This window comes from Herbiconiux aconitum (assembly GCF_024979235.1).
Classification (GTDB): Bacteria; Actinomycetota; Actinomycetes; order Actinomycetales; family Microbacteriaceae; genus Herbiconiux; species Herbiconiux aconitum.
Window position 1 is genome coordinate 120,511 of the sequence record NZ_JANLCM010000001.1, and the last position, 25,415, is coordinate 145,925.

Below are 25,415 nucleotides of genomic sequence, written 5' to 3' on the forward strand. Positions count from 1 at the left end.
GGGCATCAGGAAATCCTACCCGTGTGACGGATAAGCTGGGTGTTCGTGCCCGTCCCGAGGTGCGTCGAAAGGAGCGCTCTCCGGTGGAGATCGAACGCCGACCTGCTGTCGACGAGACGCAACGTGCTCTCTACGAGGAGATCGTCGCGGGCCTTCATTCCCGCGGACCGAACGGGCGCATCCTGTTCAGCGTGTCGACGGATCGGCTGAGCGAAGGCAAGGGTGACGTCTACGTGGCGCTGGGCCTGGCCAAGTACCTGTCCCGGCTGGGCTGGGGCGTCGGGCTCTGGCCGATGTCGCAGTGGGGCAACGACATGGACGACGACGTCGACGTCGTGGTCTCGATGTTGGAGCACTTCGTGCCCGGGCTGATGCCTGAGAGCACGGCGCGGATCGCGTGGGCGCGCAACTGGACCGACGCGTGGGCCGAACTCCCCTATCTGGGGCAGTTCGACGCCGTGTGGGCATCCTCCTCCGCCGCTGCCGAAAGACTTGCCGCCGCCTACGGCCGACCGGTCGATGTGGTGCCGATCGCCGCCGACGCCGAGCTGTTCGCCTCGGGTGACGATCCGGTCGAGATGACGGTCGCGACCAGTGTCAACAGCTGGGGCAACGCCCGGCAGATCGACTCCGTGCTGGGAGAGTTGGCCGCCCGCGTCGACGTGACGATGTTCGGGGCACGCCATCCCGACCAGTCCATCCCGCACGCGGTGCACGCGGGGGCAGTCAGCTACTTCGGCCTGCCCGACGCCTACCGGCGCAGCCGGATCGTGATCGACGATCTGATCGATCAGGCAAAGATCTACGGCAATCAGAACAGCCGGTTGTTCGAATCCATCTCGGCCGGCGCCTTGCCGATCACGAACGTGCGCGACGGGCTGGCGGAGCTCGGCCTCGAGTCGGTGCCGAGCTACGACAGTGCCGCCGACCTGATCGAGCAGGTGCGCAGACTCACCAGCGACCCCGAGCAGTACCAGGCGCTCCTCGACGGCCTGCAAGACGTCGTGACGGCACGACACACCTTCGAGGTGCGCGCCGCCGAGACCGATCCGCTCATCCGCGCGGCGGTCGCGTTCGCGGCCGCACGCGGCCCGAGGCCCGAACTGTTCCGTTGGATGGCCGCGGAGCGCGCCCAGCAGATCTTCTCCTCGACAATCTCCGATCAGCGGCAGATCGAACTCGAAAGTGCTGTAAAACGCGTCGAGCAGCTCGAAGAAGAACTCGTTGCGGCATCCGTGCGCCTCGACGAGCAGACGGCTCTCGCACATACCGCGGCGGTCGAGCTCGAAGCCTTCCGGGACCGCCGGATTATGCGTGCAGAAGTCGCGGTGCGGAAGACTCTCGACGCGGCGAACCGCGCACCCGCCCGCGTGCGGACGATTCTCAGCGACTGGTCTCGGTGACCTGACATACTATGAGTGAAATTCATGAACGACTGACGGATCGCTGCGCGCGGACCCTTCCCGAATCCGAAAGCTGGTGACCGTGCGCATCGTCATCACCGGGGGCGCCGGTTTCATCGGCACCAACCTGAGCCGTGTGCTGTCACGTTCGGGCGATAACGAGATCATCGTCTTCGACGACTTCTCCGGCAGCGACCGGGCGAGGCTCTCGGGCCTGCCCGTCACCGTCATCGAGGGCACGGTACTCGACCGGGTCGCGCTCGACGAGGTCGTGGCCGGGGCCGACGCCGTCGTGCACCTCGCCGCGATCGCCTCGGTGCAGGAGTCGGTACAGAATCCCCTTCACGTGCACGAGGTGAACGTCACCGGAACGCTCAACGTGCTCGAGGCTGCGAGACACGGGGGCGGGGTGCACGTGGTGCTTGCCTCGTCGTCGTCGGTCTATGGCGGCGACCCCCGGCTTCCCACCCGGGAGAGCATGCTGCCGCGCACCGAGAGCCCCTATGCCGTGACCAAGCTCGCGGCGGAGTCGTATGCGCTCACCTGGCAGCGCGTCTATGGTCTGCCCGTGCTGGCCTTCCGCTTCTTCAACGTGTTCGGGCCGTTGCAGCACGCCGCTTCCTCCTACCCGGCGGTCGTGCCGGCGTTTCTCGAGGCGGCGGTCGCCGGCCGAACGCTGCTCGTGCATGGCACGGGCGAGCAGTCACGGGACTTCACCTTCGTCGATTCGGTCTGCGAGACCATCGCAGACGCGGTGCTCCGCAGGGTGTCGTTCGACAGCCCGGTCGACCTGGGATTCGGTGTGCGCACGAGCCTGCTCGAACTCATCACCATGATCGAGGGCGCGCTCGGGCAGACGGTCGATGTCGAGTTCACGCCCGCGCGGGTCGGCGACGTTCTGCACTCCCAGGCCGAGGGGGCCCTGCTCGCGCAGCTGTTCCCCGAGCTGAGGCCCGTGTCGCTCGCAGAAGGACTCGCAACGACGATCGCGTGGATGCGGTCGCGCTGAAATGGCCCGCCCGAGGCTGCCTGCGGTCGTCGAATCCACCGCGAAAGCGGTCATCCGGCGACGGCTCCTGAACGGTCGATTCCGCTCGACCGACTTCGTGTACCGGCCGGGCGAAGGCGCCACCGTGGCCGTGCTGATGTGCCTCTGGAACCGCCGGGAGCGGCTCGCCGACATGCTGCGCCTGCTCGATGCCCAGGAGGGAACACCGTCGGTGACCCTCTACCTCTGGAACAACAACAGGCTCGACCACGACTACTACATCGAAACGCTGCGCGGCTTCCAGCCATCGGCAGGCGGAGCACTCCGCGAGGTGCGGATCGTGAAGACACCCTACAACCTCGGGTCGATCGCGCGCTTCTACTGGGCACGGGCCCTCGCGAAGGCGAGCGAGCGGCCGATCGTCGTCATCGACGACGACGAGAACATCGAGTCGAGTTTCGTGGCCACGGCCCTCGCCGTGCATGAGCCGCGCGTCGCGCACGGGTGGTGGGCGTTCACCGTGCAATCCGACGACTACTTCCACCGCGAGCCCGCCGTGGTCGGCGGCCCGGTCGACCATCTGGGCCCGGGCGGCATGATCTGCGGCTCGGAGCTCTTTCTCGACGACGCCTTCTTCACCGAGCTGCCGCAGCGCTATTGGCTGCTCGACGACCTCTGGTTCACCTGGTTCGCGAAGTCGCGGGGCTACACGCTGGCGAAGCTCCCGGTGGAGATCGAGTTCGTGTTGGCCGACACCAACCAGCACTGGGCGCTCGGCGACCTCAAACGCGAATTCTTTCGCTACCTCGCCGCCAAGCGCCCCTGACCCTCACCAGCCGCAAGCAGAGAGGGCGGCGACCGAGTCGTTCAGCGAGTTCGGGCCGCCGAGAAGCACCACCTTTGTGGCCTTCAGTGACGCGATGTCGGCGATCACGCCGCGCGGCACACAATCGGTGGGCACCACGTAGAGCGGGGCGCTCGACTTGCCGGCCAGCACACCGCCGGCCAGCGCATCCGGAAAGTTGAAGCCGGTGGCGAGGTAGATCGTGCCGCTCGTGTTGTAGGTGGCTCGGTTGATGGTCAGCGAGGCCGCGAAGCGATCGGCGCCGGCCAGCCGGGTGACGGATGCGACGGTGCCGAGCGAGGACTGCACCCCGGCCGACACCGAGTTCGGGCCGCCGGCGATGGTGATCTTCGTGGTGCCGAGGGTGCGGAACAGGTCGAGCGTAGCGGCGTCGGCGGCCGACCCGGGCCCGTAGGCCAAGACCACGGGCACCTTCTTCGACCCCGCAGCCGAGCTGGCGGAGAGCGCGTCGGGGAAGTTCGTGCCAGTCGCCAGGTAGCCGCTCGCCACGGTGGCGGGCGCCCCGCCCGCGCCGGTGCCGAACGCCGCGAGCGCGACGGCGCGCGAGACCTCGTAGCGGTCGGCGCCCTCGATGCGGGCGACATCGGGCACGAGCGCCCGCAGCGCCGCGACCACGGGTTCGGAGATCGAATTCGCCCCGCCTACCACGACGATCTTCGCTGGCTTGAGCCGCGAGATCTCCGCGGAGACGGCCGGGAGCAACTGGTCGGTGGGCGTCAGCAACAGCGGGCCGCCCTGCTTGACCGCGGCCGGTGCGGCGCTCAGCGCATCCGGGTAGTTGCCACCGTTCGCCACGTAGACGACGGATGCGGCGGCCGGGTAGGCGCGCTGCGACACGGTCACTGCGACGTCGTACCGGTTCGCGCCGCTGATCCGTTCGACGGCGGGCCGGGTGGGCAGCAGCTCGTAGCTGTCGGTCGCGGTCGGCGAGAACGTGACGTCGCCCCACTTCGATTGCACGGTGAAGGTGTGCTTGCCCGTGCGGGCAGCCGTCGGGATCGGCACCGACCATTTTCCGGCCGCGTTGGGCGTTGCGCTGTACGCGGTGCCGTCGATGGTGACGATCACCCGGTGCCGCGGGCCCGCGAAGGCGAGCGTGCCGCTTATGGCGTCGCCCACGAAAGAGGGCCGCACGTAGCTCGGCGACTCCAGGGCCACGCCGAGCTCCCAATTCGGCAGCGTCTTCGTGATGCTCGGCGTTCCGTCGGTGGTGAGCAGCGGGAAGAATGCGCTGATGGCGTTCGGCTGAGAAGAGCAGGTGCCCGAAAAGTCACCGGCCGAGCCGAGGCCGAACGCCGCGTTGCCGATCAGCGCAGCTGAGCCGCTGTCACCGGGCAGCATGCAGACATCCGTCAGCGTGAGATTCACGTATTGCGGGGTGCCCTCGTGGTTGTAGAGCGGGAACGATTCGTTGACCACGAGGATCGTGCCGCAGGTCCAGCCGGTGGTGCGGCCTGATTTGCAGAGCGGCGACCCGACCACGCCGGAGGTGAGGTCGCGCACGGTCACCGGGGTGCCCTGCGTGAGCGCGCCGGTACCCCCGCCCCAGGTGGAGACCAGCGGCTTCGAGCTCCACGACGACGAAACCGCGACCGCCCCGACGTCGGAGCCGCCGCCGTATTTGTATTGATCGGCGATCGGCGCACCGATGATCCCGCCGCGCGACGGCGAGGAGCCGGCGCCGGCCTGCTTCGACTCGTAGTAGTAGGTGCCGGAGGCGTGATCGGACTCGATGCAGTGCCCCGAGGTGATGAACTGCTCGAGCGGATACGGCTTGTAGCGCCCCGTGAACCCGGCGGTGCACACGTAGGTGGTGCCCTGGGCGAGGAACTGGAAGCCTTGGCCGCCGATCAGGTCGGCGAGAGGATCGAGGGTCGCCGTCGAGTAGTCGGGCACCTCGGGTTCGCCGCGTTCCGCCACGGCGCCGAGCGATTGGATCAGCGACGCGTCTTCGTCGCTGCCGACGTTGACGACAAGCTGCGTGCCGTCGAGTCGGGAGCCCAGCACGTCCATCCCGTTCGCCGTCAGGGCTTCGACGACGGCGGCGGCATCAACTGCGGCCTGCGAGCGGGCCAGGTAGTCCTCCGGCGTCTCCCCCAGATCGCGCTCCACGGCGTCGACCAGTTCGGCCGGGAGCTCCTCCGCCTCGCCTATGAACTGTTCGCCCGAGTAACTCGACATCGTGGGCAGCTGACCGGCGTCGATCTCCTCGACCGGCGGCGTGTCATCCCGCGGGGCCGCGACCGCCGCCCCACTCAGGGTGGAACTCGCGATCAGCGCCGCGCTCACGACGATCAACCCTGCATGCAGGCTCAGGCGGCGACGACGACGGAGAAAGGTGGCTGGCACTCTCTCACGGTAGGTGCAGTTCCGTGCGCGCCTCCGCTACGACTCGCGACTCAGGCCGGGTCGGTGGCAGCGATCAGCGTCTCGAGGTACGCGCCGTACCCGCTCTTCACCAGCGGCTTCGCGAGTTTCGCGAGCTGCTCGGTGTCGATCCAGCCGGCGCGCCAGGCGATCTCCTCGATGCAGCCGATCTTGAAGCCCTGGCGGTCTTCGATCACCCGCACGTATTCGGAGGCCTGCATCATCGACTCGAAGGTTCCGGTGTCGAGCCAGGCGGTGCCTCGATCGAGCACCTGCACGTGCAGGTCGCCGCGCTCGAGGTAGCGCTCGTTGACGGTCGAGATCTCGAGCTCGCCACGCGCGCTCGGCTCGATCGACTTCGCGATCTCCACCACCGAGTTGTCGTAGAAGTAGAGGCCGGGAACCGCGTAGTTCGACTTGGGAACCTCCGGCTTCTCCTCGATCGACACCGCGGTGAAGTCGTCATCGAACTCGACCACGCCGTAGGCGCGGGGCTCGGCCACGTGGTACGCGAAGATGCGCGCGCCCTCGATCTCGCCGTTGGTGCGGAGCGAGGAGCCGAGACCCACACCGTGGAAGATGTTGTCGCCGAGCACCAGCGCGACACTCTCGTCGCCGATGAACTCCTCGCCGATGATGAAGGCCTGCGCCAGGCCGTCGGGCGAGGGCTGCACGGCGTACTCGATCCGCATGCCGAGCTCGCTGCCGTCGCCGAGCAGTGCGCGGAACTGCTCGTTGTACTCCGGCGTCGTGATGATGAGCACCTCGTTGATGTCGGCCATCATCAAGGTCGACAAGGGGTAGTAGACCATCGGCTTGTCGTAGATGGGCATCAGCTGCTTGGAGATGCCCTTGGTGATCGGCCAGAGGCGCGTGCCGGAGCCACCGGCCAGGATGATACCGCGCATCAGTGCTTTTCCCCCTGAGCCTTCTCGTTGAGCGAGGCGTAGAAAGCGCGAGCCTCGTCCCAGCTCGGCAGGAGGCCGGAGGCGGCCGCCTCGGCGAGGCTCGGAGCGTCGGTGTCCTTCGGCGAGAGCAGCAGGTTGCCGGCGGCCTCGGGGAATTCCAGGGCGACCTCCGGGTCGAGCGGGTTGATGCCGTGCTCCCGATCCGCCGCGAAGGTGGAGGTGACGAGGTAGCTCACAGTGGCGTCGTCGGTCAGCGCGACGAAGGCATGGCCGAGGCCCTCAGCCAGATAGATGCCGCGGCGGTCGACGTCGTCGAGCAGCACCGAGTCCCACTGGCCGAAGGTCGGTGACCCCACGCGGATGTCGATCACGTAGTCGAGAACGGCGCCGTGCGTCGCGGTGACGTACTTCGCCTGGCTCGGCGGGATGTCGGCGAAGTGGATGCCGCGCACCACGCCCTTCTTCGAGACCGAGGTGTTCGCCTGCGCGAGATCGATCGAGTGACCGATCTCTTCGGCGAGCTTGTCGAAGCGATACCACTCGAGGAATACACCCCGGTCGTCGCCGAACTGCTTCGGGGTGATCTCATAGCTGTCTGGAATGCTCAGTTCGCGAATCTGCACGCACCGAGTCTAACGAACGCGCTGGTCCACGGACTGCACGGTCCGGTCTCCGCCCGCCCCGCCGGGGCCGGCTGGTTCCTGATCGTCGATCGAGAATGCGAGGATCTCGGAGAGCGCCTCGACCAGGCGTGCCCGGCCGAACACCTGGTCCACGTGCGCCCGCGACTCCTCCGCGATCCGCTTCCACAGCTCGCGGTCGCGGTGCAGCCGCACAACAGCGGCGGCGAAATCCTCGGCGGAGTCGGCGACGAGTCCGGTGCGTCCGTCGTCGACCTGCATGCCCTCGGCGGCGAGTGCGGTCATCACGACCGGCACACCATGAGCCCAGGCGTCGCCGACCTTGCCCTTGACGCCGGCGCCGTAGCGGAGAGGGGCGATCGACACCAGGCTGCGGTCGTGGATCGGCGACACGTCCTCGACCCAGCCGAGGAACTCGACGCCGGGATGCGGTGCGTCGAGGAGGTCGCTCGGCGGGAACCGTCCGACGACCGACAGGTGCGCCGACGGAACCTGCTCCCGCACGAGCGGGAACACCTCGCGAATGAACCACCGGATGGCATCCGCGTTCGGGTTGTGCTGGAAGCTGCCGACGAAGGTGATCTCGGTGCGGGGCAGGGCCTCGGCGCTGGGCACGCTGTCGTGCGAGTTCGACAAGACGTACACCGGCTTGTGCGGCTCGATCTCCTGCAGCACCCGACGCTCGAAGTCGGAGACGACGAGCGTCATGTCCGACGCCCGCACGATCGCGAGCTCGAGCTCGCGCATGGCATGCACCGACTTGGCGTTGCCACCCACCGCCAGATCGAGACGCCGCTGCTCGCGGAGGAAGTGCAGGTCGACGGTGTCGAACGCCAGCGGAACGTCGGGAAGCACCTCGCGCACGTGACGGATGTATGTGGAGGCCACGGTGGCCCGGGAGAGCACTACGAGGGACACGATGTCCTTGATGGCCTCCAGATGCGCCCAGATGTCGCTCCAGCCGTACCACACCAGCACGCCGAGACTCTGCAGCTCGGCGGTGTAGGGCTCCGCGCGATCGCGGTTGTCGGGCAGGAAGACCACGTCGTAGCCGAGCTCGATCAGGGTGCTCAGGATGCGGTGCATCCGGAGCGACCCGGAATCCTCACGCCAGCGGGGAACCATGTGGTCGACGATGAACACGGTCTGCCGGCCCGATCTCCGCATCGATGCCCGGGTGGCGACCGCGGGGTCGTTCTCGTGTTGGCTGGCGAGTTCGGTCTGCCACTTCTCGACGAACTTCTCGCGGTTGATCGCCTGGTACTTCTTGATGCCCGAGCCCTCATCGGTGCCGTGCGAGATGCCCTCGTGATGCACTACCACAGAGCGCGGTTCGTAGACGACGGTCAGTCCGTGCCGCCGCGCCTCGAATGCGAGATCGGTGTCTTCGTAGTACGCAGGCGCGTAGCGCTCGTCGAAGCCCGGCACGACGTCGAGGAGGGCACGGGTGATCAGGATGGCGGCACCGGAGCAGTAGTCGACCTCGCGCCGGTAGTTGTATTCGGGGGCCTCCGGATCGCCGTAGCGGCCGTAGTTCCAGCCGCTGGCGTCGCGGAACACGATTCCGCCCGCCTCCTGCAACCGGCCGTCGGGGTAGACGAGCTTCGCACCGACGATGCCGGCATTCGGAAGCGACGCCGCATCGAGCAGCGCATCGAGCCACCCGTGCGTGACTTCGGCGTCGTTGTTCAGCATCACCACATGCCGGCCGCGTGCCGCCGCGATTCCGGCGTTGGCGGCCCGCGTGAATCCGGCATTCTCGGCGAGAACCACCACTCGCACGCCGGCGAATTCTTCCAGTCGCTCGAGCGAGTCGTCGGGCGAGGCGTCGTCGACGACGATCACCTCGAACGACTCGCCGGCGTGGCAGCGGATCAGCGAGTGCAGACAGCGCTCGGTGAAGCCCCACTTCCCGTGGATGGGGATCACGATGCTCACGAGGGGAGACTCGGCGGTGGGCATGGTGAAGCGGGGCACCACCGGCACCGGCTGCGGCGAACGACGCAGGGTGCGGGCTGCTACGGCAGCGGCGCGGAGGCTGCGCTCGTAGATCCCGCGTCGGTGTGTTCCCCACGGGGCGAACCGGTCGAGGCGTCGCCGTGAGTAGGCGAGCGCCCGGAAGGCCCGCGAGGACTGGATCGCGTGCAGTTCGCTCCGTGCGGCGAAGGTCTCGTCCTGACTCTGGTGGAGCGCGCGCGAGCTCTCGCTCAGGGTCGTGGCGAGTTCGTCCTGGGTCGTGCGGAGCACGTACTCCCTGTCTTGTGCACGGATGTCGAGCTCTTGTGCGCGGATGTCGAGCTCGTGTACACGGATGTCAAGCTCGGTCATCCGGTGTGCCGTCGTCACCCGTTCGGATTCGAGCCGGAGGATCGACTCCTCCGCGGCGGCGCGTTCCGCGGCGAGTTCGGCGACGAGCTCGTCGACCCGGAGCTGCGATCCGTTGAGGAGGTCGTTCAGTCTCCGGCCGAGCGGTCCGGCGATCAGATCCTGATCGAGCACGCGATGCAGTTCGTGCTGCCAGAGCTGCTCGGCCTCCGCACCGCTGAACCGGGTCGTCACGGTGGCTTGGAAGCGCGCTTCGGCGGCGACCGTTCCGGACAGCCAGGCTCCGGACGGGTCGAGATCGACGAGGGCTCCGAGGCCGACGACCAGCTCGCGGATGCGCCCGTACTGCGGCCACGTCTCCGGCACGGTCGAGGAGGCGAGCTGCGTGCCGAGCCACAGGATGCCGCGTTCGATCACGAACCCGACCTCGATGTGCGGAGAACGGAACTCGATGTCGATCAACCGCAGACTGCCGGAGGCGTCGATCCGCACGTTCTGCGGAATGGCGTCGATCGGCACACCGCCGCCGTCGACCGAACTCTCGACGAGCTGCTTCCATCGCCCGAGCAGCTCCCGGCGCCCGTCGGCGTCGGCGGCCGCGAACACCTCGTCGAAGGCCCTCCCGGCGACGAAGGCCGACTCGGCCATCTCGGTCGAGATGAGCGGCGACGGCTCCGCAGCGAAGCTGCGCGAGAACAGCACGGCGTCGCCGGCGCGGCGCACGGCCGTGCGGGCGGAGGAGGCACGAGTGCGCTCTCGGGAGAAGAACCGGGCGATCGTGCCCTCGTGCCACAGGGCATCGCCCCCGGTCGTGGCGACCGGAGCGGCGACAGCCGGAGCGGCGCTCCACGACGCGATGACGACGAACGAGTTCGCGAATTCGCGAGCGACGCCCGCCTCGACCAGTCCTCGCCAGAGCAGACCCTCGTCGACCAGCGCGACCCGGCGGGTAGCCGCGTCGGGACTCGGGAACGACGGGATGCGGTAGAGCAGTTCGGTCGCCGCATCCGGCACGCCGTCGAAATCGAGCACGGCCCGCGTGGTCGTGTAGTCGGGGAACACCCCTAACGTGCGTGCGATCAGGCCTGCTTCGGCCAGCAGACTCTCCAGCTCGATTCGGCTGAACGTGCGCGCGTCGGTGCCGTGCGGATAGTCTTCGAGGCCGTCGAACAAGCGGCCGGTGTGGCCTTCGGGGGCGCCGGCGAGGTATTTGACGCCGAATTTGTTGTCGATCGCCACGACGAGGCGGCCGCCCGGAGCCAGCCGGGAGGCCGCCTGCTGGAGGAACTCGACGTAGGGTGCACGATCAACGGCGCCCCTCCCGACGTGCTCCAGCACACCCACGACCACGACCACGTCATACGCGGGTTCACCCGGAACGTCGGAGAGCTCGCCGCTGAAGACCTCGACGTTCGGCAGGTCGCGGGTGCGTTCGCGAGCGATCGCCGCGCGAGCGGGCACCGATTCGAGAGCATCGACGAGCGCGGCCGTCTCTCCCAGGTAGCGGGTGATCGCGCCGCAGCCGGCGCCGATCTCGAGCACACGCGCATCGGCCGGGATCTCCAGCGCTCGCACGACGTTGGCCCGGGCGGGATCGACGTGATGGCGGGTGGCCCAGCCGGTGGCGGCTGCGAGCATCTCGGTGCTGTCGGAGGAGATGTCGTGAGCGGCGCGCACGATCTCGAGCACGGCGGCCTCCGCGCCGTCGGCGTGGTCGACGTCGGTGCGACCGAGTACGCGCACCCCGAACGGGTCGTGATCATGCGCGCGGCGGCGCGCCGGAGTGAGATCGGAGTTCATGGCAGATTCCCTCGTTGTGGGCTTGTCGAACAAGGGGACACAGGGACTCCACCATGTTGGGCCGGATCAGCATAAGCGAAATCCCCGAAACTGTTTGGGACCGTTCGTCTCATGCGGCGACAGGTTCGAGGCGCCCACGCCCCGGGTCGGGCCGCACCGCGGTCCACCGCCGGAAGGCATCCGAGAGCGGTCGTTCGACGGTGCGCGCTAAAAGGAGGCCGAAGCCGAGTGCGAGCACCATCGACCCGACGAGGAGGACGCCCGCGTGGTCCGTTCCGACTGTCGAGACGAGAGTCTGCTGGATCGGGAAGCCGGTCAAGAACGTGCCGTAGCTGGGATTTCCCCATCGACCGGCCGCCGACAGCACCGGGATCGCCACCGAACCGATCGACGCCACTGCCACCGGAATGAGAGCCCAGTCGGCCAGGAGCAATTGGGCCGGGAACCACAGCTGCACGACGATGAACGCGCACACTGCCGCGATTCCCCACACCGGGCGCGGCGACCCGATGAGCACACGGATGGCGGCCGCGAAGAAGAAGGCCGGCCACACGCGGAGCACGTCCGGCGGCGAACTGCCCCAAACCGACACCGAGGAGAGCTCGGGGATCTGGCACGCCGCCGCGGCGCACACGCCCAGCACGATCCAGGTCGCTCCCCTGAGCCGTCGGAACGGGATCGTGCCGACCACGGGCACGAACAGATAGGCAGCGAATTGGGCGGGCAGCGACCACAACGAGCCGTTCACCGCCAGCGGGTAGGGGTTGTCGACGAACACGCCGGGCAGGAAGTAATGCGGATTGAGCACGATGTTGCCGAGATAGGCAAAGGTCTCCGGGGAGGCGAAGTATTCCTCGCCGCTCACCGTGGTGACCAGCGGCCCCAGAACGAACGTCGTCGCCAGCACGACGATCGCAAGCGACGGCACGATGCGCACGACGCGCGCGCCGGCGTACACGCCGAGGTTCGGACGACGCTCCCAACTGGGGACAAGGAGGAATCCGCTCACGGCCAGCAGCAGGTAGATGCCGAGAGGCGGAAGGGTCAGGAACCAGGATGTCTCGGCATCGGCGCCGAAGATCGGCCCGGAATGGCGCATCACGACGAGCAACGCGCCGATGATGCTGATTGCCGTGAAGGCGTTCACCGGCCGTCGGCCGAGCTGAGGATTCGCCGTCATCCGAGTGCTGCTCCGAGGTCGTAAGGACCGCCGGGGGCGCACGGGGGAGACGCGCGTTTACATCAACAGTCGTAGGGTAAAGAGGAGCATACCGGAAAATCGTTGTCGAACATCAAGCACCTGTCTTGGGGACCGGATGCCGGGTCAGCGGAAGGATCGCACACCGGCGACCACCCGCTCCACCTGCGCATCCGTCATCCCGGCCCAGAGCGGAAGGCGCACGAGCCGCGACGAGAACGCGGCGCTGCGCTCGAGTGGGCGCAACGTGCGCCCGAAGCGTTGACCGGCCGGGCTCGAATCCAGCGGCACGTAGTGGAAGGCGGCACGGATGCCGAGCCCCCGCAGGTGAGAGATGAGCTCCGTCTGCCCGTCGTGGTCGGGCATCACGACGTAGAACAGGTGTGCAGTGTGCTGCAGCGTCGGATCGTCGGACATCAGGCGCAGGTCGAGGTCGTCGGCCCACTCGGCCAGGCCGTCGGCATAGGCGTCCCAGACCCGGTGCCGGGCGGTCTGGATGGTCTCGAACGACGCCAGCTGAGAGTCGAGCACGGCGGCGTTCAGCTCGCTCAGCAGGTAGCTCGACCCCACGTCCTGCCAGGTGTACTTGTCCACCGCGCCGCGCAGGAACCGGGCCCGGTTGGTGCCCTTCTCGCGCACGATCTCGGCCCGCTCGAGCAACGCCTCGTCGTTGATCAGCAGCGCCCCGCCCTCGCCGCAGTGCACGTTCTTGGTGTCGTGGAAGCTCTGCGTGGCGAGCACGCCTGCCGTGCCGAGCATCCGGAAGCCGTCGCGGCCGCCCAGGCCGTGCGCGTTGTCTTCGACGAGCGGGATGCCGGCATCCGTCGTGATCTTGAGGATCGAATCGAGATCGACCGGCACGCCCCCGTAGTGCATCACAGTCACCGCTCGGGTGCGCGAGGTGATCGCTTCGGCGACCTGCGCGGGGTCGATGTTGCCGGTCGACTCGTCGATGTCGACGAACACCGGGGTGGCGCCGCGGAGCACCACGGCGGTCGCGGCTGAGGGAAAGGTGAAGCTCGGCAGCACGACCTCGTCGCCCGGGCCGAGGTCGAGCAGGATCGACGCCATGTCGAGGGCGTGCGTGCACGAGGTCGTGAGCAGGGCGTTCGGCGCACTGGTCAGATCGGTCAGCCGCGCGGTCGCGGAGGCCGTGAACGCGCCGTCGCCGTGCGAGTGGTCGGAGCGCAGCACCGCCTCGAGGTTGGCCAGCTCGTCGGCCGAGCGGTAGGGGCGGCTGAACACGATCTCATCGAGCACCGGGCGTGGGTTCCGTTCCGTGAGGTGCGACGGTCGGTTCGGGCCGAACGGCTGGGAGGGGTGGGATCTCGGAGGTGAGCACGTGCTCGGGGTCGGCCGACTCCTCCTCGGGCATGATCGTCTCCGGGTTGTCGACGACCAGGTAGAGCGGGCGGCCCATGGCCACGTTGAGCGAGACGCCGATGTATTCGGCGATGACGCCGAGAGCCACGAGAATGGCACCTGAGCACAGCAGCACCACCACGATGAGCGAGGCCCAGCCGTCGGTGCCGGCCGGGTTGCCCGCCGCGAGGGACACCACCACGTAGATCGCGATGATCAACCCGATCAACGCGATGATTCCGCCCAGCACGCTCACGGCGCGGAGGCCCGTGGTGCCGCTCGTGAGCACCATGCGCCAGAAGTAGGCGAAGAGTGCGGGCAGCGAGTAGCCGGAGACCCGGCCGTCGGCGGTGCGCAGCACCGTGGGGCTCGTGGCCACGCGGTTCGTCACCCACGACAGCGCGACGTCGAGGTAGACCCCCGTCGCCGCGAACGACGCCAGTTTGCGGCCCATGTCGCCGCGCACCAGGCGGTAGCTCTGGAACTGGCTGGCGTCGGGCAGGTTGAAGGCGGTGCGCATCATCCGCTTCGACGACTTCGAGGCCGCAGCACGGAACAGTCCGTGCGGCCGCTCGTTCGTGAAGCGGGCGTAGACCACGCCGGCGCGTTCGCGCACGGCCGTGTCGAGGAAGGCGCCGATCGACGCGGGGTCGTGCTGGCCGTCCTCGTCCATGGTGAGGATCCAGCGGCCCTTCGACGTGGCCATTCCCGCGATGGTGGCCGCGTGCTGCCCGAAGTTGCGGCTCAGCCACAGGATGCGCACGAAGGGATACTGGATCTCCAGCGCCCGCATCACGGTGTCGGAGTGGTCGGGCCCGTTGTCGTGCACGAGGATGACCTCGGAGATGCGGTACGAGACACCGTCGGGCGTGCGGGCACCCCGGGTGTAGGGCTCGAGCTCCGCCACCACCGCGGCGAGAGTGCGCTCCCCCTGGTAGACGGGTACGACGACGGAGATGGTGTACTCCGTGGTCTCGTCAAGGCCGGTACTCTCCACGGAACCAGAAGCTATCACGGTGCGGTGCCGATGAAGGTGAAGCGGCCGTCGGCCGAGTCGAACGCGGATGCGCCGGTGCCGGTCGCCCGTTCGAGTTGCGCCACGATGTCGTCGCCGTGATCGGTGTACGCCGCGCGGTCGACCACGATGCCGCAGGCGTCGATCCCATTCAGGGCCATGAGCATCGCAGGCACGGCCAAGGAGGCGTAGGCGCCGACGTCGTCGATCGGCGCCCGGCCTTTGATGCCGCCCGCCGACCAGCGCAGGTCGTCGGAGTGCAGGAACGGTCGCAGCTCGTCGGAGTCGGTGACACCGTTCACCGGCGGGGACTCGGGGAACGGGATGTACGGCAGCTGGTAGATCAGGCATCCGGGCGCCACCGTCTGCTCGACCTGCTGCACGAACGAATCGTCGGAGTCGTAGCTCGCCACGGTGGCCGCGCGGGCGGCGGGGTCGATCGGGGGGATCTGGTCCCACACCGCGAGGAGCATCAGCACTACGGCGAGGGGTACCGCCACGATCCAGCGACGGGCGGAAGGCGGTGTGGCGGGGTGGCCGGTGGGCGCATCCGCTCGCCGGGATCGGGTCTTGCGCAGCACCCAGCGCACGAAGCGGTCGAGGATGAGGCCCACTGCGGCAAGGGCGAGCATGGCGATCAGGATGGCGATGCGGTTCCAGGAGCGGATCGGGAAGTCGACGAACGACAGCAGCGTCGAGAGGCCACCGACCGTGCCGAACAAGAAGGCGACGAGGGTCATGCCGGCCAGGATGGCGAGCGTGCGCACATACTGCTTCGGCGCCCGCCAACGGGTCTTGCCGGCCGAGAGCAGGAAGTAGACGGCGAACACGATGAGCGCCACGAATCCGGCGGCCCCGATGAGACCCAGCGCGGGCGCCTCGGAGGGAAGCGGGTAATAGGTGTCGTAGAGCTGCCGGAGCGTGGCGAACGGGCCGAAGCGATGGCCGGGCACGGGCAGCAGCAGCGACGCGATCTTGAAGGAGTAGAGCTCGGCCTCCGGAGGGCTGCGCACCAGCACGGCCTCGTTGGCGCCGTTGGCGAGGCGGTAGATCAGGTCGGGCAGGAGGTTGATCACCATGGTCAGCGCGATCACCCCGCCGGCCGCCGCCGCTCCCCAGAACCGGCGCCACGCGTGCGTCTGCCAGAGCTTCGCGAGGCCCACCACGGCGAGCACCAGCGCCACGAACACCGAGTAGTAGCTCGACGCGGTGCCGAGGAGCACCAGGATGCCCACGGTCGCCAGGTTGCGCCCGCTCAGGATGCGCCGCGACCACAACGGCTGCCCGGTGGCCACCAGGTACAGGATTCCGAGCGCCAGGGGCACCACGAAATATGCGGCCAGGAAGAGGTGGCCCTCGCCCTTGATGAAGTGGTACGGCGCGATCGAGAACAGTACGCCGAGCGCCACGGAGAGGGTGCGACTCACGCCCACCAGGCGCAGGAACCACACCGCCGTGACGGCCGCGAGCGGGAAGCCGATCACGAAGTAGATGTTCATCAGCGCACCGAAGTCGTGCGTGAACACCCGCAGCACGCTCGCGACGAGGAAGTGCAGGTTGTCGGCCTGTGGGTAGTCGTTGTAGAACTGCCCGTACGGCGCCCCGAGGTCGGGCTGGTGGGTGAACCAGCCGTACTCGATGATCGTCTTGAAGTGCGATCCCACCGCGAGGGCGTCGCCGCTGTAGTAGAGCGGCACCTTCCAGTCGAGGTTCCAGAGGTCGAGCCCGAACCACACGGCGACCAAGGAGAGCAGGGCGGCCACGGCATACGGAAGCCAGCGCCAGGTGGCGAGCCGTGCAGCGAGGGCGTCGATTCGGTTCATGCGGTGGCAGACATCCTGGGTCGGTTGAGGGTGTAGTAGGCACGCCGGGCGAGCGCCATGAACTCGGCCCGGCGGTTGCCGAGCCAGACATCGGATGCGCTGATCGTCTCGGGCGCCTGCGCCCGGCACCACGCGTGGTAGGCCTTGGCCTGGGCGGCCTGCTCGTTCACCAGCGCGACGCTCCACTGGCCCTGGTTCACCCGGAACCCGGCGAACGCCTGGTCGATGGGCAGGTAGTCGCCGCGCAGCAGCACCTTCGAGTAGCTAGTCTGGTCGATGAGGTAGGGGAACCGGGCATCCCAGCCACCGGCCTGCTCGAGGGTCTCGCGGCGCATCGTGACGCATCCGGGTTCTCCGAAGACGTTCGTGCCTCGACGCACGGTCTGGCGGATCACCTCGACCCCAGGCTGCACTCGACGGGCCACGCCCTGCAGACCCCGCTTCTTGATGGTGACGCGGCCGTGGGCGTCGAGGATGTCGCGGGGGCTCGACACGAGCACCACCCCCGGATGCGCGTCGAGGGCGTCGCTGTGTGCACGGAGCGCGCCCGGGTAGAGCAGGTCGTCGCCCGGGAGAAGCTTGAGGTACTCGCCGGAGGCCGCGTCGGAGACGCGGCGCCAGTTGGCCTCGGCGCCCCCGCCCGCGGGGGTGTCGAGCTGGGTGACGCGCGGGTCCCGCTCGAACCGTTCGAGCACCTTCCGGGTCGCGTCGGTGGAGGAGTGGTCGGCGATCACGAGTTCGAAATCGGGGTGGTCCTGCTCGAGAACCGAGCGCACGGCGTCGGCGATGAAGTCGGCGTTGTTGAAAGCGGGGATGACGACGGAGAGGCGGGGCATCAGCGGTTCGTCTCCGTCTCATCCGGTTTCGCGGGCGCTGCTGGTGCTGCGGGCGCTGCGTGCTCTGCCTGCTCGGCGTGCTCTGCGGACTCGACCTCAGTGGCCGCTTCGGCCTCGCGGCGGAAGGAGAACCCCTTGTGCCCGAACCAACTGATGAGAGTCGTGATGACGAGGATCGAGAACTGCGCGAGGATGCGGTTCCAACCGAGGTTCACCAGGATCGGCAGGATGACGGCGTTGATGGCGATGGCCACCAGATACACGCTCTCGAATCGCGCCAGGTCGCGCCAGACGTGCCCTTTCACGCGGAACACGAAGCGGCGGTACATCACGAACGCGAACAGCACCCCGAGCACGTGGGCGCAGAACAGGGTACCCAGCGAGCCGATCGTCTCGTTGACGGCACTGTCGAGCCAGGCGCCGACGGTGAGGTCGAAGGCGATGAAGAAGAGGAACCCGACGCCGGTGTTGGTGGCGCCGACGAGGAGGAAGGCGACGCGCTGATCCTTGATGAGGCGAAGGATGAGGCCGGGGCGTTCGGCGCCTTCCGCGCCCTCCTCTTTCACGCTGTCACTCTAGGGCCCCGCACCTCCGAGCCGACCCCACGACACCCGTCCCCGCACCGATCCCCCGCTCGGCCTCCATCGAGATGGGCACAATTTGTCGCACAGCGCGAGTTCGTGCGACGAAACGTGCCCACTCGATCGCGGCGGCGGTTCGGGAGGGGGGACGGGGAGGGCACCCAGGGCCCTCCGGTTAGAATCGTGGGCGACACTGATGCGAGGAGACCCCCCACACCATGAAGATTCTTGTGACCGGCGGAGCCGGATTCATCGGCTCGAACTTCGTTCGACGCACCCTTGAAGACGCCTACCCAGGGCTCGAGGGCGCCGAGGTCGTGGTGCTCGACGCGCTGACCTACTCCGGCAACCTCGACAACCTGCTTCCGGTGAAAGACTCCCCGCGCCTCACCTTCGTGAACGGCGACATCCGTAACGGCCAGCTGCTCGACGACCTGTTTCCGGGCCTGGATGCGGTGGTGCACTTCGCCGCCGAGTCGCACGTCGACCGCTCCGTTCGCGACGCCTCGATCTTCGTCGAGACCAACGTGCTCGGCACCCAGCAGTTGCTCGACGCAGCGCTCCGCAACAAGCTGCCGCGCTTCGTGCACGTCTCCACCGACGAGGTCTACGGCTCCATCGCCGAAGGCTCGTGGGCCGAAGACCGCCCGCTCGAGCCGAACTCGCCCTACTCGGCGTCGAAGGCCGGCAGCGACCTGCTCGCCCGCAGCTACCACCGCACCCACGGCATGAACGTGTCGATCACGCGCTGCTCGAACAACTACGGGCCCTACCACTTCCCCGAGAAGGTCATCCCGCTGTTCGTCACGAACCTGATCGACGACAAGCACGTGCCGCTCTACGGCGAGGGCAACAACATCCGCGACTGGCTGCACGTCGACGACCACACGCGTGGCATCGCCATGGTGCTGGCGAACGGCCGCGCCGGCGAGATCTACAACATCGGCGGCGGCACCGAGCTCACCAACAAGGAGCTCACTCAGTTGCTGCTGGATGCGACCGGCAAGGACTGGTCGTACGTCGACCGCGTCGCCGACCGCCTCGGCCACGACCTCCGCTACTCGGTCGACATCTCGAAGATCCAGAACGAGCTCGGCTACGAGCCCCTCGTGCCCTTCGAGCAGGGCCTCGCCGACGTGGTGCAGTGGTACCGCGACAACCGCCCCTGGTGGGAGCCCCTCAAGGCCCGCGCCGCGCTGGTCTGAGCGGGCACCGCCTCATGACGCGTTATCTCATCACCGGCGCTGCCGGCATGCTCGGCCACGACCTCGTCTCGGCCCTCTCGGGTCGCGATGTGGTCGCCCTGAGCCGTTCAGAACTCGACATCACGGATGCCGCAGCCGTCGCATCCGCTGTCGCCGGTATCGACGTGGTCTTCAACTGCGCCGCCTACACCGCGGTGGATGCGGCCGAGACCGACGAGGAGACCGCCCGACTGGTGAACGCGGTCGGCCCCGCGACGCTCGCCGAGGCCACCGCCGCGACCGGGGCGAAGCTCATCCAGATCTCCACCGACTACGTCTTCCAGGGTTCGGCCACCTCGCCCTACCCCGAAGACGAGCCGCGCGACCCGCTGAACGCCTACGGCCGCACCAAGGCCGGCGGCGAGGAGGCCGTGCTCGGCCTCAACCCGGCGGGCGGCTATGTCGTGCGCACGGCCTGGCTCTACGGGCAGCACGGCGCGAACTTCCCCGCCACCATGCTCCGCCTGGGTCGCGACCCGGAGCGCGAGAGCGTCTCGGTGGTGGAGGATCAGGTCGGCCAGCCCACCTGGACGGCGGATCTCGCCCGCCAGCTGGTGCTGCTCGCCGACTCGGAGGCACCGGCCGGCGTCTACCACGGCACCAATTCAGGCCAGGGCTCCTGGTTCGATTTCGCCCAGGCAACCTTTCAGGAAGCCGGACTCGACCCTGCTAAAGTCAAGCCGACAGACAGTTCGCAGTTTGTTCGTCCTGCCCCGCGTCCCGCGTACTCCGTACTCGGGCACGACGCGTGGTCCCGAGCAGGATTAGAGCCCATGCGAGACTGGCGAGCTGCGCTCCATGCCGCGGCGACCTCGGGAGTTTTTGGAGAGTAATGGCCACGCTACGGGTGATCATCGACCAGCTGGTCGCTCCCGTACCGGGCGGTATCGGTCGTTACACGCTCGAACTGACCAGGCAGCTGATCGCCACCGCGCCGCGCAACTGCGACGTCGAGGGCATCGTGTCGGCCGTGCCGACCGAGACCGTGGATTCGGTGCGCGACCGACTTCCCGGGCTCGCGGGGCTGCACCGGGCATCCCTGCCGCGGCGTGAATTGTCAGCTGCCTGGCAGCACGGCATCATCGGTTCCTCCGGGGGCGGGATGGTGCACGCCACCAGCATGCTCGCACCCCTGCGCCGACACGACCGGCGTGAAGAGCTCGGTACGCAGACCGCCGTGACCATCCACGACGTCGTTCCGTGGACGCATCCGGAGACCCTCACCCCGCGCGGCGTCACCTGGCACAAGGCCATGGCGAAGCGTGCTGCGAAGTTCGCTGACGCGATCGTGGTGCCTACGCACTCCGTGGCGCAGGAGCTCTCGCAGTACTTCAACTTCGGCGACCGCATCCGCGTGATCGGCGGTGCCGTGAGCGAGGAGCTGCGGCTGCCGTCCGACCCCGATTCGCGCGCCGAGGCGCTCGGGCTGCCCTCGCGGTACGTGCTCGCCGTCGGCACCCTTGAGCCGCGCAAGGGGCTGGCGTCGCTGATCCAGGCGCTCGCCGAGCCCTCCATCGCCGATCTGCCGCTCGTGATCGCCGGGCCCGAGGGCTGGGGCGATGTCGACGTGGCCACGGTCGCCGCAGCTGCCGGAGTCGACGCGTCGCGCATCCACGTGCTCGGCTTCTTGAGCGACAGCGATCTCGCGCTCGCCCTGGAGCGCGCCACCGTCTTCGTCTACCCGAGCCAGGCCGAAGGCTTCGGGCTCCCGGTCGTCGAGGCGTTCAACTTCGGCACCCCCGTCATCCACGCCGACGTGCCGGCGCTGCTCGAGGTGGCGGCCGGCTCGACGTTCGTGGTCGAGCGCACCAAGCCCTCCGAATTCCCGGGCCAGCTGGCGGATGCGATCCACACGGTCACGACGGATGCCGCCCTCCGCAACCGCCTCTCGATCTCGGGCCTCGACCGCGCGCGTGCGTTCTCGTGGCGCGACTCGGCCGACAAGGTCTGGCAGCTGCACGCTGATTTGTAGCCGTGCGGCCCGGGCTTCGCTCGGGCGGCCCGGGCGTCGCCGGTCCCTGCCCGGCGCCGCGCGACATGTTCGCGTGCGGTCGAGAGGCGCGGCCTGCGGTCGCACCCCTCGGCCGCTCGCTCACCCTGGGCCGTCGAGTACGGCCCGTTGCGTGCCGCCCCGTGCGGATGTGTGCGAAACGACGGAGCTTCGATCCCTAGAGCGGAAACTACGGAGCCTCCGCCCGTAGTTGCGCGATGCCTCCGTCGATTCGTTCTCGTCACCCAACGGTTTGGGGAACGAGACTGCAAGCCGCGGGCCGCGCTCGACGCCCCAGGGTGAGCGCGCGGCCGCGTGAGCGACCGCACGCGAACATGTCGCCTCGCGCCGCAGCAGCGGCGGCGCGAGCAATAAGCGACGCGCGACCGCAGGCCGCGCATCGCGGGAAGCGGCGAGGCGGTACCCCCATGTCCGCCCCGCAAACGTCGTGGGCGAGACTCAGCCCGCTGTATCGGTCGCCGTCGAGAGCACCAGGGCGCTCGCCACCGTCGAACGCACGGTGTCCCAGTCCGGGTCCTCCGGGTCGATGAGCGGCGGCGTCAGGTCGATGCGGTCGATCGGGAGATCCTTGGTCTTCAAGGCCAAGTCGATGAAGTACGACAGGGTCGACTGCGGGATGTCGGTCTGCACGACCTGGGTGCCCGCCTGCACGATGCCCTGGAACTTCGTCAGCACGTTCACCGGCTGGAACTGCTGCAGGATTGCCGTCTGCAGTTCGCCTTGGCGCTGCATCCGGTCGTAGTCGCTCGTGGTGTGTCGCGAGCGGGCGTACCAGAGGGCCGTGTAGCCGTTCATGTGCTGCTCGCCGGGCCAGATCCAGCCCTCGATCTCGTTGCCGTCTTCATCGCCGCCCATGGGCAGCGCCTCAGTGACGTTGATGTCGACACCGCCGAGCGCGTCGATGAGGTCGGAGAAGCCCTGCATGTCGATCATCACGTAGTACTGGATGGTGATGCCGAGCGCACCCTCGATCGCATCCTTCGTGGCTTCGACGCCGGAGTTCGATCCCTCGGCCACGGCGTTCGGATACATGTCGGGGTCGAAGGCCATGACACGCGGGTAGAGGAAGCTGATCTGGCAGTCACTGCCGCAGTCGTAGCTGCCGTCGGGCGCGTAGTCGGTGCCGATCAGGGGCGAGTCGGCCACGAGCGGCACCTGCTCCAGGTTGCGGGGTACGCCGATCATGGTCGCCCGGCCGGTGTCGGCCTCGATCGACACCACGGTCATACTGTCGGGCCGCATCCCGTCGCGGTCAGGGCCGGCGTCACCGCCGAGAAGGAGGATGTTGTATCGCCCGTCGACCGGCGGCTCGGCCGCGGCCTGGGCCTGGAACACCGCGTTCAGACCGCTCTGAGCGACGTTGGCGTAGTAAGCACCCGCTGCCGCGCCGCCGGAGACCACGGCGAGGAGCACCACGGAGAACAGCGCGAGCGCCGGCCGGGCTCGCGTGCCGACACGCACCAGGCGCACGAGTCGCAGCGTGTCGAGCGTCAGGATGACCCAGAGCACCGCGTAGGCCACGAGCACCACTTGCACGGCGCCGAGTGGGATCGGGTTGGTGGCGATCGAGAAGATGACCTGCGGCCAGATGAGGTAGATGACGATGCCGATGATCGCCATGACCCACATCGCGAAGGTGAAGTAGAGGCCGAAGCGGCCGAGCTTGCGGCTGCCGGCGAGCACCTGCGCCGAACCGGGGATCAGGAAATTGAGCACCACGAGCCACCAGCCCCGCACGGTCATCGCCCTCGAAGAGGAGACGTCCGGGTAGCGGATCGGGCTGGCGGTGGAATTCGCGGTGGATGCGGTCATAGGCGGGCTTGCAGGTCCGAGTTCTTGCGTTCGACGAGCTCGCTGAGCTCGGTGCGGTAGGTGGTCAGCTTCTCAGCAAGCCCATCATCCGAAGTCGACAGGATGCTGACAGCGATGAGCGCGGCGTTCTTCGCGCCGCCGATCGAGACGGTTGCGACCGGGATGCCGGCAGGCATCTGCACGATGGAGAGCAGAGAGTCGAGGCCATCGAGTCGCGAGAGCGGCACCGGAACCCCCACGACGGGAAGCGTGGTGACGGATGCCAGCATGCCCGGCAGGTGCGCCGCCCCGCCGGCCCCGGCGATGATCACCTTGAGGCCGCGCTCACGGGCGGTCTTGCCGTAGGCGATCATCTTCTCGGGAGTGCGGTGCGCCGAGACGACCTGTACCTCGTAGGGCACGCCGAAGTCGGCGAGCACCTGCACGGCGTCGCTCATGACGGTGAAATCGGAATCCGACCCCATGACGACGCCCACGACGGGATTCTGTTCGGGCATGACCCTAACTGTAAATGTCAGTCCTGGAAGAAGGCCGCAGCGGCACGCGCCTGGAACGCAACCTCGTCGAGCTCCTCGCCGCTCGCCGTGACGTGACCGATCTTGCGGCCCGGGCGGGGCGCTTTGCCGTAGAGGTGGATCTTCGCGGCAGGCTGGTCGGCCATCGCCAGGGTCGTCGCCTCGTCGAGCGTCTTCTCGGTGGGGCCGCCCAGGATGTTCACCATCACCGACCACGGGTCGCGGTAGCCGGTCGCGCCGAACGGAAGGTCGAGCACCGCGCGGAGGTGCTGCTCGAACTGGCTGGTGGTGGAGCCGTCGATGGTCCAGTGACCGGTGTTGTGCGGACGCATGGCTAACTCGTTCACCAGGATGCGTTCATCCGTCGTCTCGAACAGCTCGACCGCGAGCACTCCTGTGACGCCGAGCTCCGCGGCGATCGTGGTGCCGATCTGGGCGGCCATCTCGGCCACCTTGCCGGCCGAACCGGGAGCAGGGGCTATGACCTCGGCGCAGACACCGTCTCTCTGGATCGACTCGACGACGGGCCACAGCGTGATGTCGCCGCTCGGACGACGGGCGACGAGCTGGGAGAGTTCCCGGCGGAAGTCGACCAGCTCCTCGGCGAGCAACGCTCCCCCGCGGCCGTCTTCATCGAGGGCGAGGAACCACTCCTCCACCTGCGCGGCCGCCGAGACCACCCGCACGCCTTTGCCGTCGTAGCCTCCGCGTGCCGTCTTCACAACGGCCTGGCCGCCGTGTTCGGCGATGAAGGCGTCGAGCTGCTCGGCGTTCTCGACGCGAGCCCAGTCGGGCATCGGGATGCCGAGCTCGCCGAGTCGTTCGCGCATCCGCAGTTTGTCCTGCGCGTACTGGAGGGCATCTGGGCCCGGGTGCACCTGCACGCCGTCGTCGACGAGGGCACGGAGCACCGACTGCGGCACGTGCTCGTGGTCGAAGGTGAGCACGTCCACGCCGCGCGCGAAGGCCCGCACCGTCTCGAGGTCGGTGTAGTCGCCCACGGCGGTCGCCGCGAGAGAGGCCGACATCCCCTCGGTCTCGGCAAGCACCCGGATCTCGATGCCGAGCTCCACCGCAGGCGGAACCATCATCCGCGCCAACTGTCCGCCGCCCACAACGCCCACTACGAAAGTCACTGTTCTAGTTTACCGGCGGGGCCGTGCTTCGCGCGGCCTCGCCGGGCGTCGCCGGTCCCTGCCCGGCGCCGCGCGACATGTTCGCGTGCGGTAGCTTCGCGGCCGCGCGCTCACCCTGGGTCGTCGAGTAGGGCCTGTTGCGTTCGGTTTGGCGCGGCCAATAGTCGGGCCGCCAAACGCGATGCGGCCTCTCAGATGCGGCCGTCGGGCCTCCTGTGTCGTTTCGGGAGGAGCAGCGCGCAAAGACTCTCGTATACGACCCTCGTGCGAGTCCCCTCCTCCCGAACCGGAGGACAGGCGGGAGGCCGGGGTACGGAGGCCGGACGCCGGGTGCGGGCGCGGGGGGGCCAGAGGACGGAAGAAGGACGCCGGGTGCGGGGGCCAGAGGACGGAAGAATGACGCCGGAGGACGCACGCCTCAGCACGGAGGCATGGGGCCGGCGGACGAAGGCCGAAGGCAACGAGACCGAAGGCCGCGGGCCGCGCTCAGCCAGCCCAGGGTGAGCGCGAGGCCGCGAAGCGACCTCACGCGAACATGTCGCCTCGCGCCGCAGCAGCGGCGGCGCGAGCAATAAGGGCCCGCCC

Annotated in this window: 19 protein-coding genes; 6 read left to right on the top strand and 13 right to left on the bottom strand. The window is 68.3% G+C overall.

Translation table 11 applies throughout. The features are described 5' to 3' along the window. The first annotated feature begins 83 nt into the window (after window positions 1-83). The 3 genes from N1027_RS20035 (at window position 84) to N1027_RS00570 (ending at window position 3,217) form a co-directional block, all read left to right on the top strand. Window positions 84-1,403: a glycosyltransferase family protein gene (locus N1027_RS20035; RefSeq protein ID WP_259503889.1), complete on the top strand. Its 1,320-nt coding sequence runs from the start codon at window positions 84-86 to the stop codon at window positions 1,401-1,403. Between the two features lie 82 nt (window positions 1,404-1,485). Beyond that, window positions 1,486-2,412, top strand: a complete 927-nt coding sequence (locus tag N1027_RS00565) for an NAD-dependent epimerase/dehydratase family protein (protein ID WP_259503890.1) — start codon at window positions 1,486-1,488, stop codon at window positions 2,410-2,412. A gap of 1 nt (window position 2,413) precedes the next feature. Next, the gene (locus N1027_RS00570) at window positions 2,414-3,217 is read left to right on the top strand and encodes a glycosyltransferase family 2 protein (protein WP_259503891.1); all 804 of its coding nucleotides are present in this window, start codon (window positions 2,414-2,416) and stop codon (window positions 3,215-3,217) included. A gap of 3 nt (window positions 3,218-3,220) precedes the next feature. Here N1027_RS00570 and N1027_RS20040 read toward each other — a convergent pair whose 3' ends face one another. The 10 genes from N1027_RS20040 to N1027_RS00620 all read right to left on the bottom strand — a co-directional run bounded on the left by N1027_RS20040 (window position 3,221) and on the right by N1027_RS00620 (window position 18,097). Continuing rightward, the gene (locus tag N1027_RS20040) at window positions 3,221-5,605 is read right to left on the bottom strand and encodes a cell wall-binding repeat-containing protein (protein ID WP_259503892.1); all 2,385 of its coding nucleotides are present in this window, start codon (window positions 5,603-5,605) and stop codon (window positions 3,221-3,223) included. Window positions 5,606-5,655: 50 nt separating this feature from the next. Beyond that, on the bottom strand, window positions 5,656-6,531 hold the full coding sequence (rfbA, locus tag N1027_RS00580; RefSeq protein ID WP_259503894.1) for a glucose-1-phosphate thymidylyltransferase RfbA: 876 nt from the start codon (window positions 6,529-6,531) through the stop codon (window positions 5,656-5,658). Beyond that, window positions 6,531-7,154, bottom strand: coding sequence for a dTDP-4-dehydrorhamnose 3,5-epimerase family protein (locus N1027_RS00585; RefSeq protein ID WP_259503896.1), 624 nt, complete (start codon window positions 7,152-7,154; stop codon window positions 6,531-6,533). Before N1027_RS00585 ends, rfbA begins: the two co-directional genes overlap by 1 nt. Window positions 7,155-7,163: 9 nt before the next feature. Further along, entirely contained in the window at window positions 7,164-11,297 is a 4,134-nt protein-coding gene (locus N1027_RS00590) for a glycosyltransferase (protein ID WP_259503898.1), read from the bottom strand. A gap of 109 nt (window positions 11,298-11,406) precedes the next feature. Further along, window positions 11,407-12,477 (bottom strand): acyltransferase family protein, encoded by a 1,071-nt coding sequence (locus tag N1027_RS00595; RefSeq protein ID WP_259503899.1) that lies wholly within the window; start codon window positions 12,475-12,477, stop codon window positions 11,407-11,409. A 144-nt stretch (window positions 12,478-12,621) separates the two neighbouring features. Beyond that, the gene (gene rffA, locus N1027_RS00600) at window positions 12,622-13,755 is read right to left on the bottom strand and encodes a dTDP-4-amino-4,6-dideoxygalactose transaminase (protein WP_259503900.1); all 1,134 of its coding nucleotides are present in this window, start codon (window positions 13,753-13,755) and stop codon (window positions 12,622-12,624) included. After that, the gene (locus N1027_RS00605) at window positions 13,745-14,854 is read right to left on the bottom strand and encodes a glycosyltransferase (RefSeq protein ID WP_259503902.1); all 1,110 of its coding nucleotides are present in this window, start codon (window positions 14,852-14,854) and stop codon (window positions 13,745-13,747) included. Before N1027_RS00605 ends, rffA begins: the two co-directional genes overlap by 11 nt. Window positions 14,855-14,868: 14 nt before the next feature. Next, window positions 14,869-16,695, bottom strand: a complete 1,827-nt coding sequence (locus tag N1027_RS00610; RefSeq protein WP_259503903.1) for a hypothetical protein — start codon at window positions 16,693-16,695, stop codon at window positions 14,869-14,871. Next, a complete protein-coding gene (locus N1027_RS00615) occupies window positions 16,692-17,531 on the bottom strand; it encodes a glycosyltransferase family 2 protein (RefSeq protein WP_259503906.1) in 840 nt (279 codons plus the stop codon). The genes N1027_RS00610 and N1027_RS00615 overlap by 4 nt, the downstream gene beginning before the upstream one ends. Beyond that, complete coding sequence (locus tag N1027_RS00620; protein WP_259503907.1) at window positions 17,531-18,097, bottom strand: GtrA family protein; 567 nt, start codon at window positions 18,095-18,097, stop codon at window positions 17,531-17,533. The genes N1027_RS00615 and N1027_RS00620 overlap by 1 nt, the downstream gene beginning before the upstream one ends. A 233-nt stretch (window positions 18,098-18,330) precedes the next feature. On the opposite strand from N1027_RS00620, the gene rfbB reads away from it, so the two are divergent. The 3 genes from rfbB to N1027_RS00635 are packed head-to-tail and all read left to right on the top strand — an operon-like array spanning window position 18,331 to window position 21,328. After that, a complete protein-coding gene (gene rfbB / locus N1027_RS00625) occupies window positions 18,331-19,317 on the top strand; it encodes a dTDP-glucose 4,6-dehydratase (protein ID WP_259503909.1) in 987 nt (328 codons plus the stop codon). 14 nt (window positions 19,318-19,331) lie between these two features. Next, on the top strand, window positions 19,332-20,189 hold the full coding sequence (rfbD, locus tag N1027_RS00630; RefSeq protein ID WP_259503911.1) for a dTDP-4-dehydrorhamnose reductase: 858 nt from the start codon (window positions 19,332-19,334) through the stop codon (window positions 20,187-20,189). Beyond that, window positions 20,189-21,328, top strand: a complete 1,140-nt coding sequence (locus N1027_RS00635; protein ID WP_259503913.1) for a glycosyltransferase family 4 protein — start codon at window positions 20,189-20,191, stop codon at window positions 21,326-21,328. Before rfbD ends, N1027_RS00635 begins: the two co-directional genes overlap by 1 nt. A gap of 477 nt (window positions 21,329-21,805) precedes the next feature. On the opposite strand, the gene N1027_RS00640 is transcribed toward N1027_RS00635, so the two are convergent. The 3 genes from N1027_RS00640 to N1027_RS00650 are packed head-to-tail and all read right to left on the bottom strand — an operon-like array spanning window position 21,806 to window position 24,830. Then, window positions 21,806-23,179 carry an LCP family protein gene (locus tag N1027_RS00640; protein ID WP_259503915.1) on the bottom strand — a complete coding sequence of 458 codons (1,374 nt, stop codon included), beginning with the start codon at window positions 23,177-23,179 and terminating at the stop codon, window positions 21,806-21,808. Then, a complete protein-coding gene (purE, locus tag N1027_RS00645) occupies window positions 23,176-23,676 on the bottom strand; it encodes a 5-(carboxyamino)imidazole ribonucleotide mutase (RefSeq protein ID WP_259503916.1) in 501 nt (166 codons plus the stop codon). The genes N1027_RS00640 and purE overlap by 4 nt, the downstream gene beginning before the upstream one ends. A 17-nt stretch (window positions 23,677-23,693) precedes the next feature. Further along, on the bottom strand, window positions 23,694-24,830 hold the full coding sequence (locus N1027_RS00650; RefSeq protein WP_259503917.1) for a 5-(carboxyamino)imidazole ribonucleotide synthase: 1,137 nt from the start codon (window positions 24,828-24,830) through the stop codon (window positions 23,694-23,696). Between the last annotated feature and the right edge of the window lie 585 nt (window positions 24,831-25,415).

Coding starts and splice junctions, on each gene's coding strand:
- N1027_RS00570 (WP_259503891.1), top strand. CDS start 2,414: ATGGCCCGCCCGAGGCTGCCTGCGGTCGTCGAATCCACCGCGAAAGCG.
- rfbA (WP_259503894.1), bottom strand. CDS start 6,531: ATGCGCGGTATCATCCTGGCCGGTGGCTCCGGCACGCGCCTCTGGCCG.
- N1027_RS00590 (WP_259503898.1), bottom strand. CDS start 11,297: ATGAACTCCGATCTCACTCCGGCGCGCCGCCGCGCGCATGATCACGAC.
- N1027_RS00595 (WP_259503899.1), bottom strand. CDS start 12,477: ATGACGGCGAATCCTCAGCTCGGCCGACGGCCGGTGAACGCCTTCACG.
- N1027_RS00610 (WP_259503903.1), bottom strand. CDS start 16,695: ATGAACCGAATCGACGCCCTCGCTGCACGGCTCGCCACCTGGCGCTGG.
- N1027_RS00615 (WP_259503906.1), bottom strand. CDS start 17,531: ATGCCCCGCCTCTCCGTCGTCATCCCCGCTTTCAACAACGCCGACTTC.
- rfbB (WP_259503909.1), top strand. CDS start 18,331: ATGAAGATTCTTGTGACCGGCGGAGCCGGATTCATCGGCTCGAACTTC.
- rfbD (WP_259503911.1), top strand. CDS start 19,332: ATGACGCGTTATCTCATCACCGGCGCTGCCGGCATGCTCGGCCACGAC.
- N1027_RS00635 (WP_259503913.1), top strand. CDS start 20,189: ATGGCCACGCTACGGGTGATCATCGACCAGCTGGTCGCTCCCGTACCG.
- N1027_RS00640 (WP_259503915.1), bottom strand. CDS start 23,179: ATGACCGCATCCACCGCGAATTCCACCGCCAGCCCGATCCGCTACCCG.
- purE (WP_259503916.1), bottom strand. CDS start 23,676: ATGCCCGAACAGAATCCCGTCGTGGGCGTCGTCATGGGGTCGGATTCC.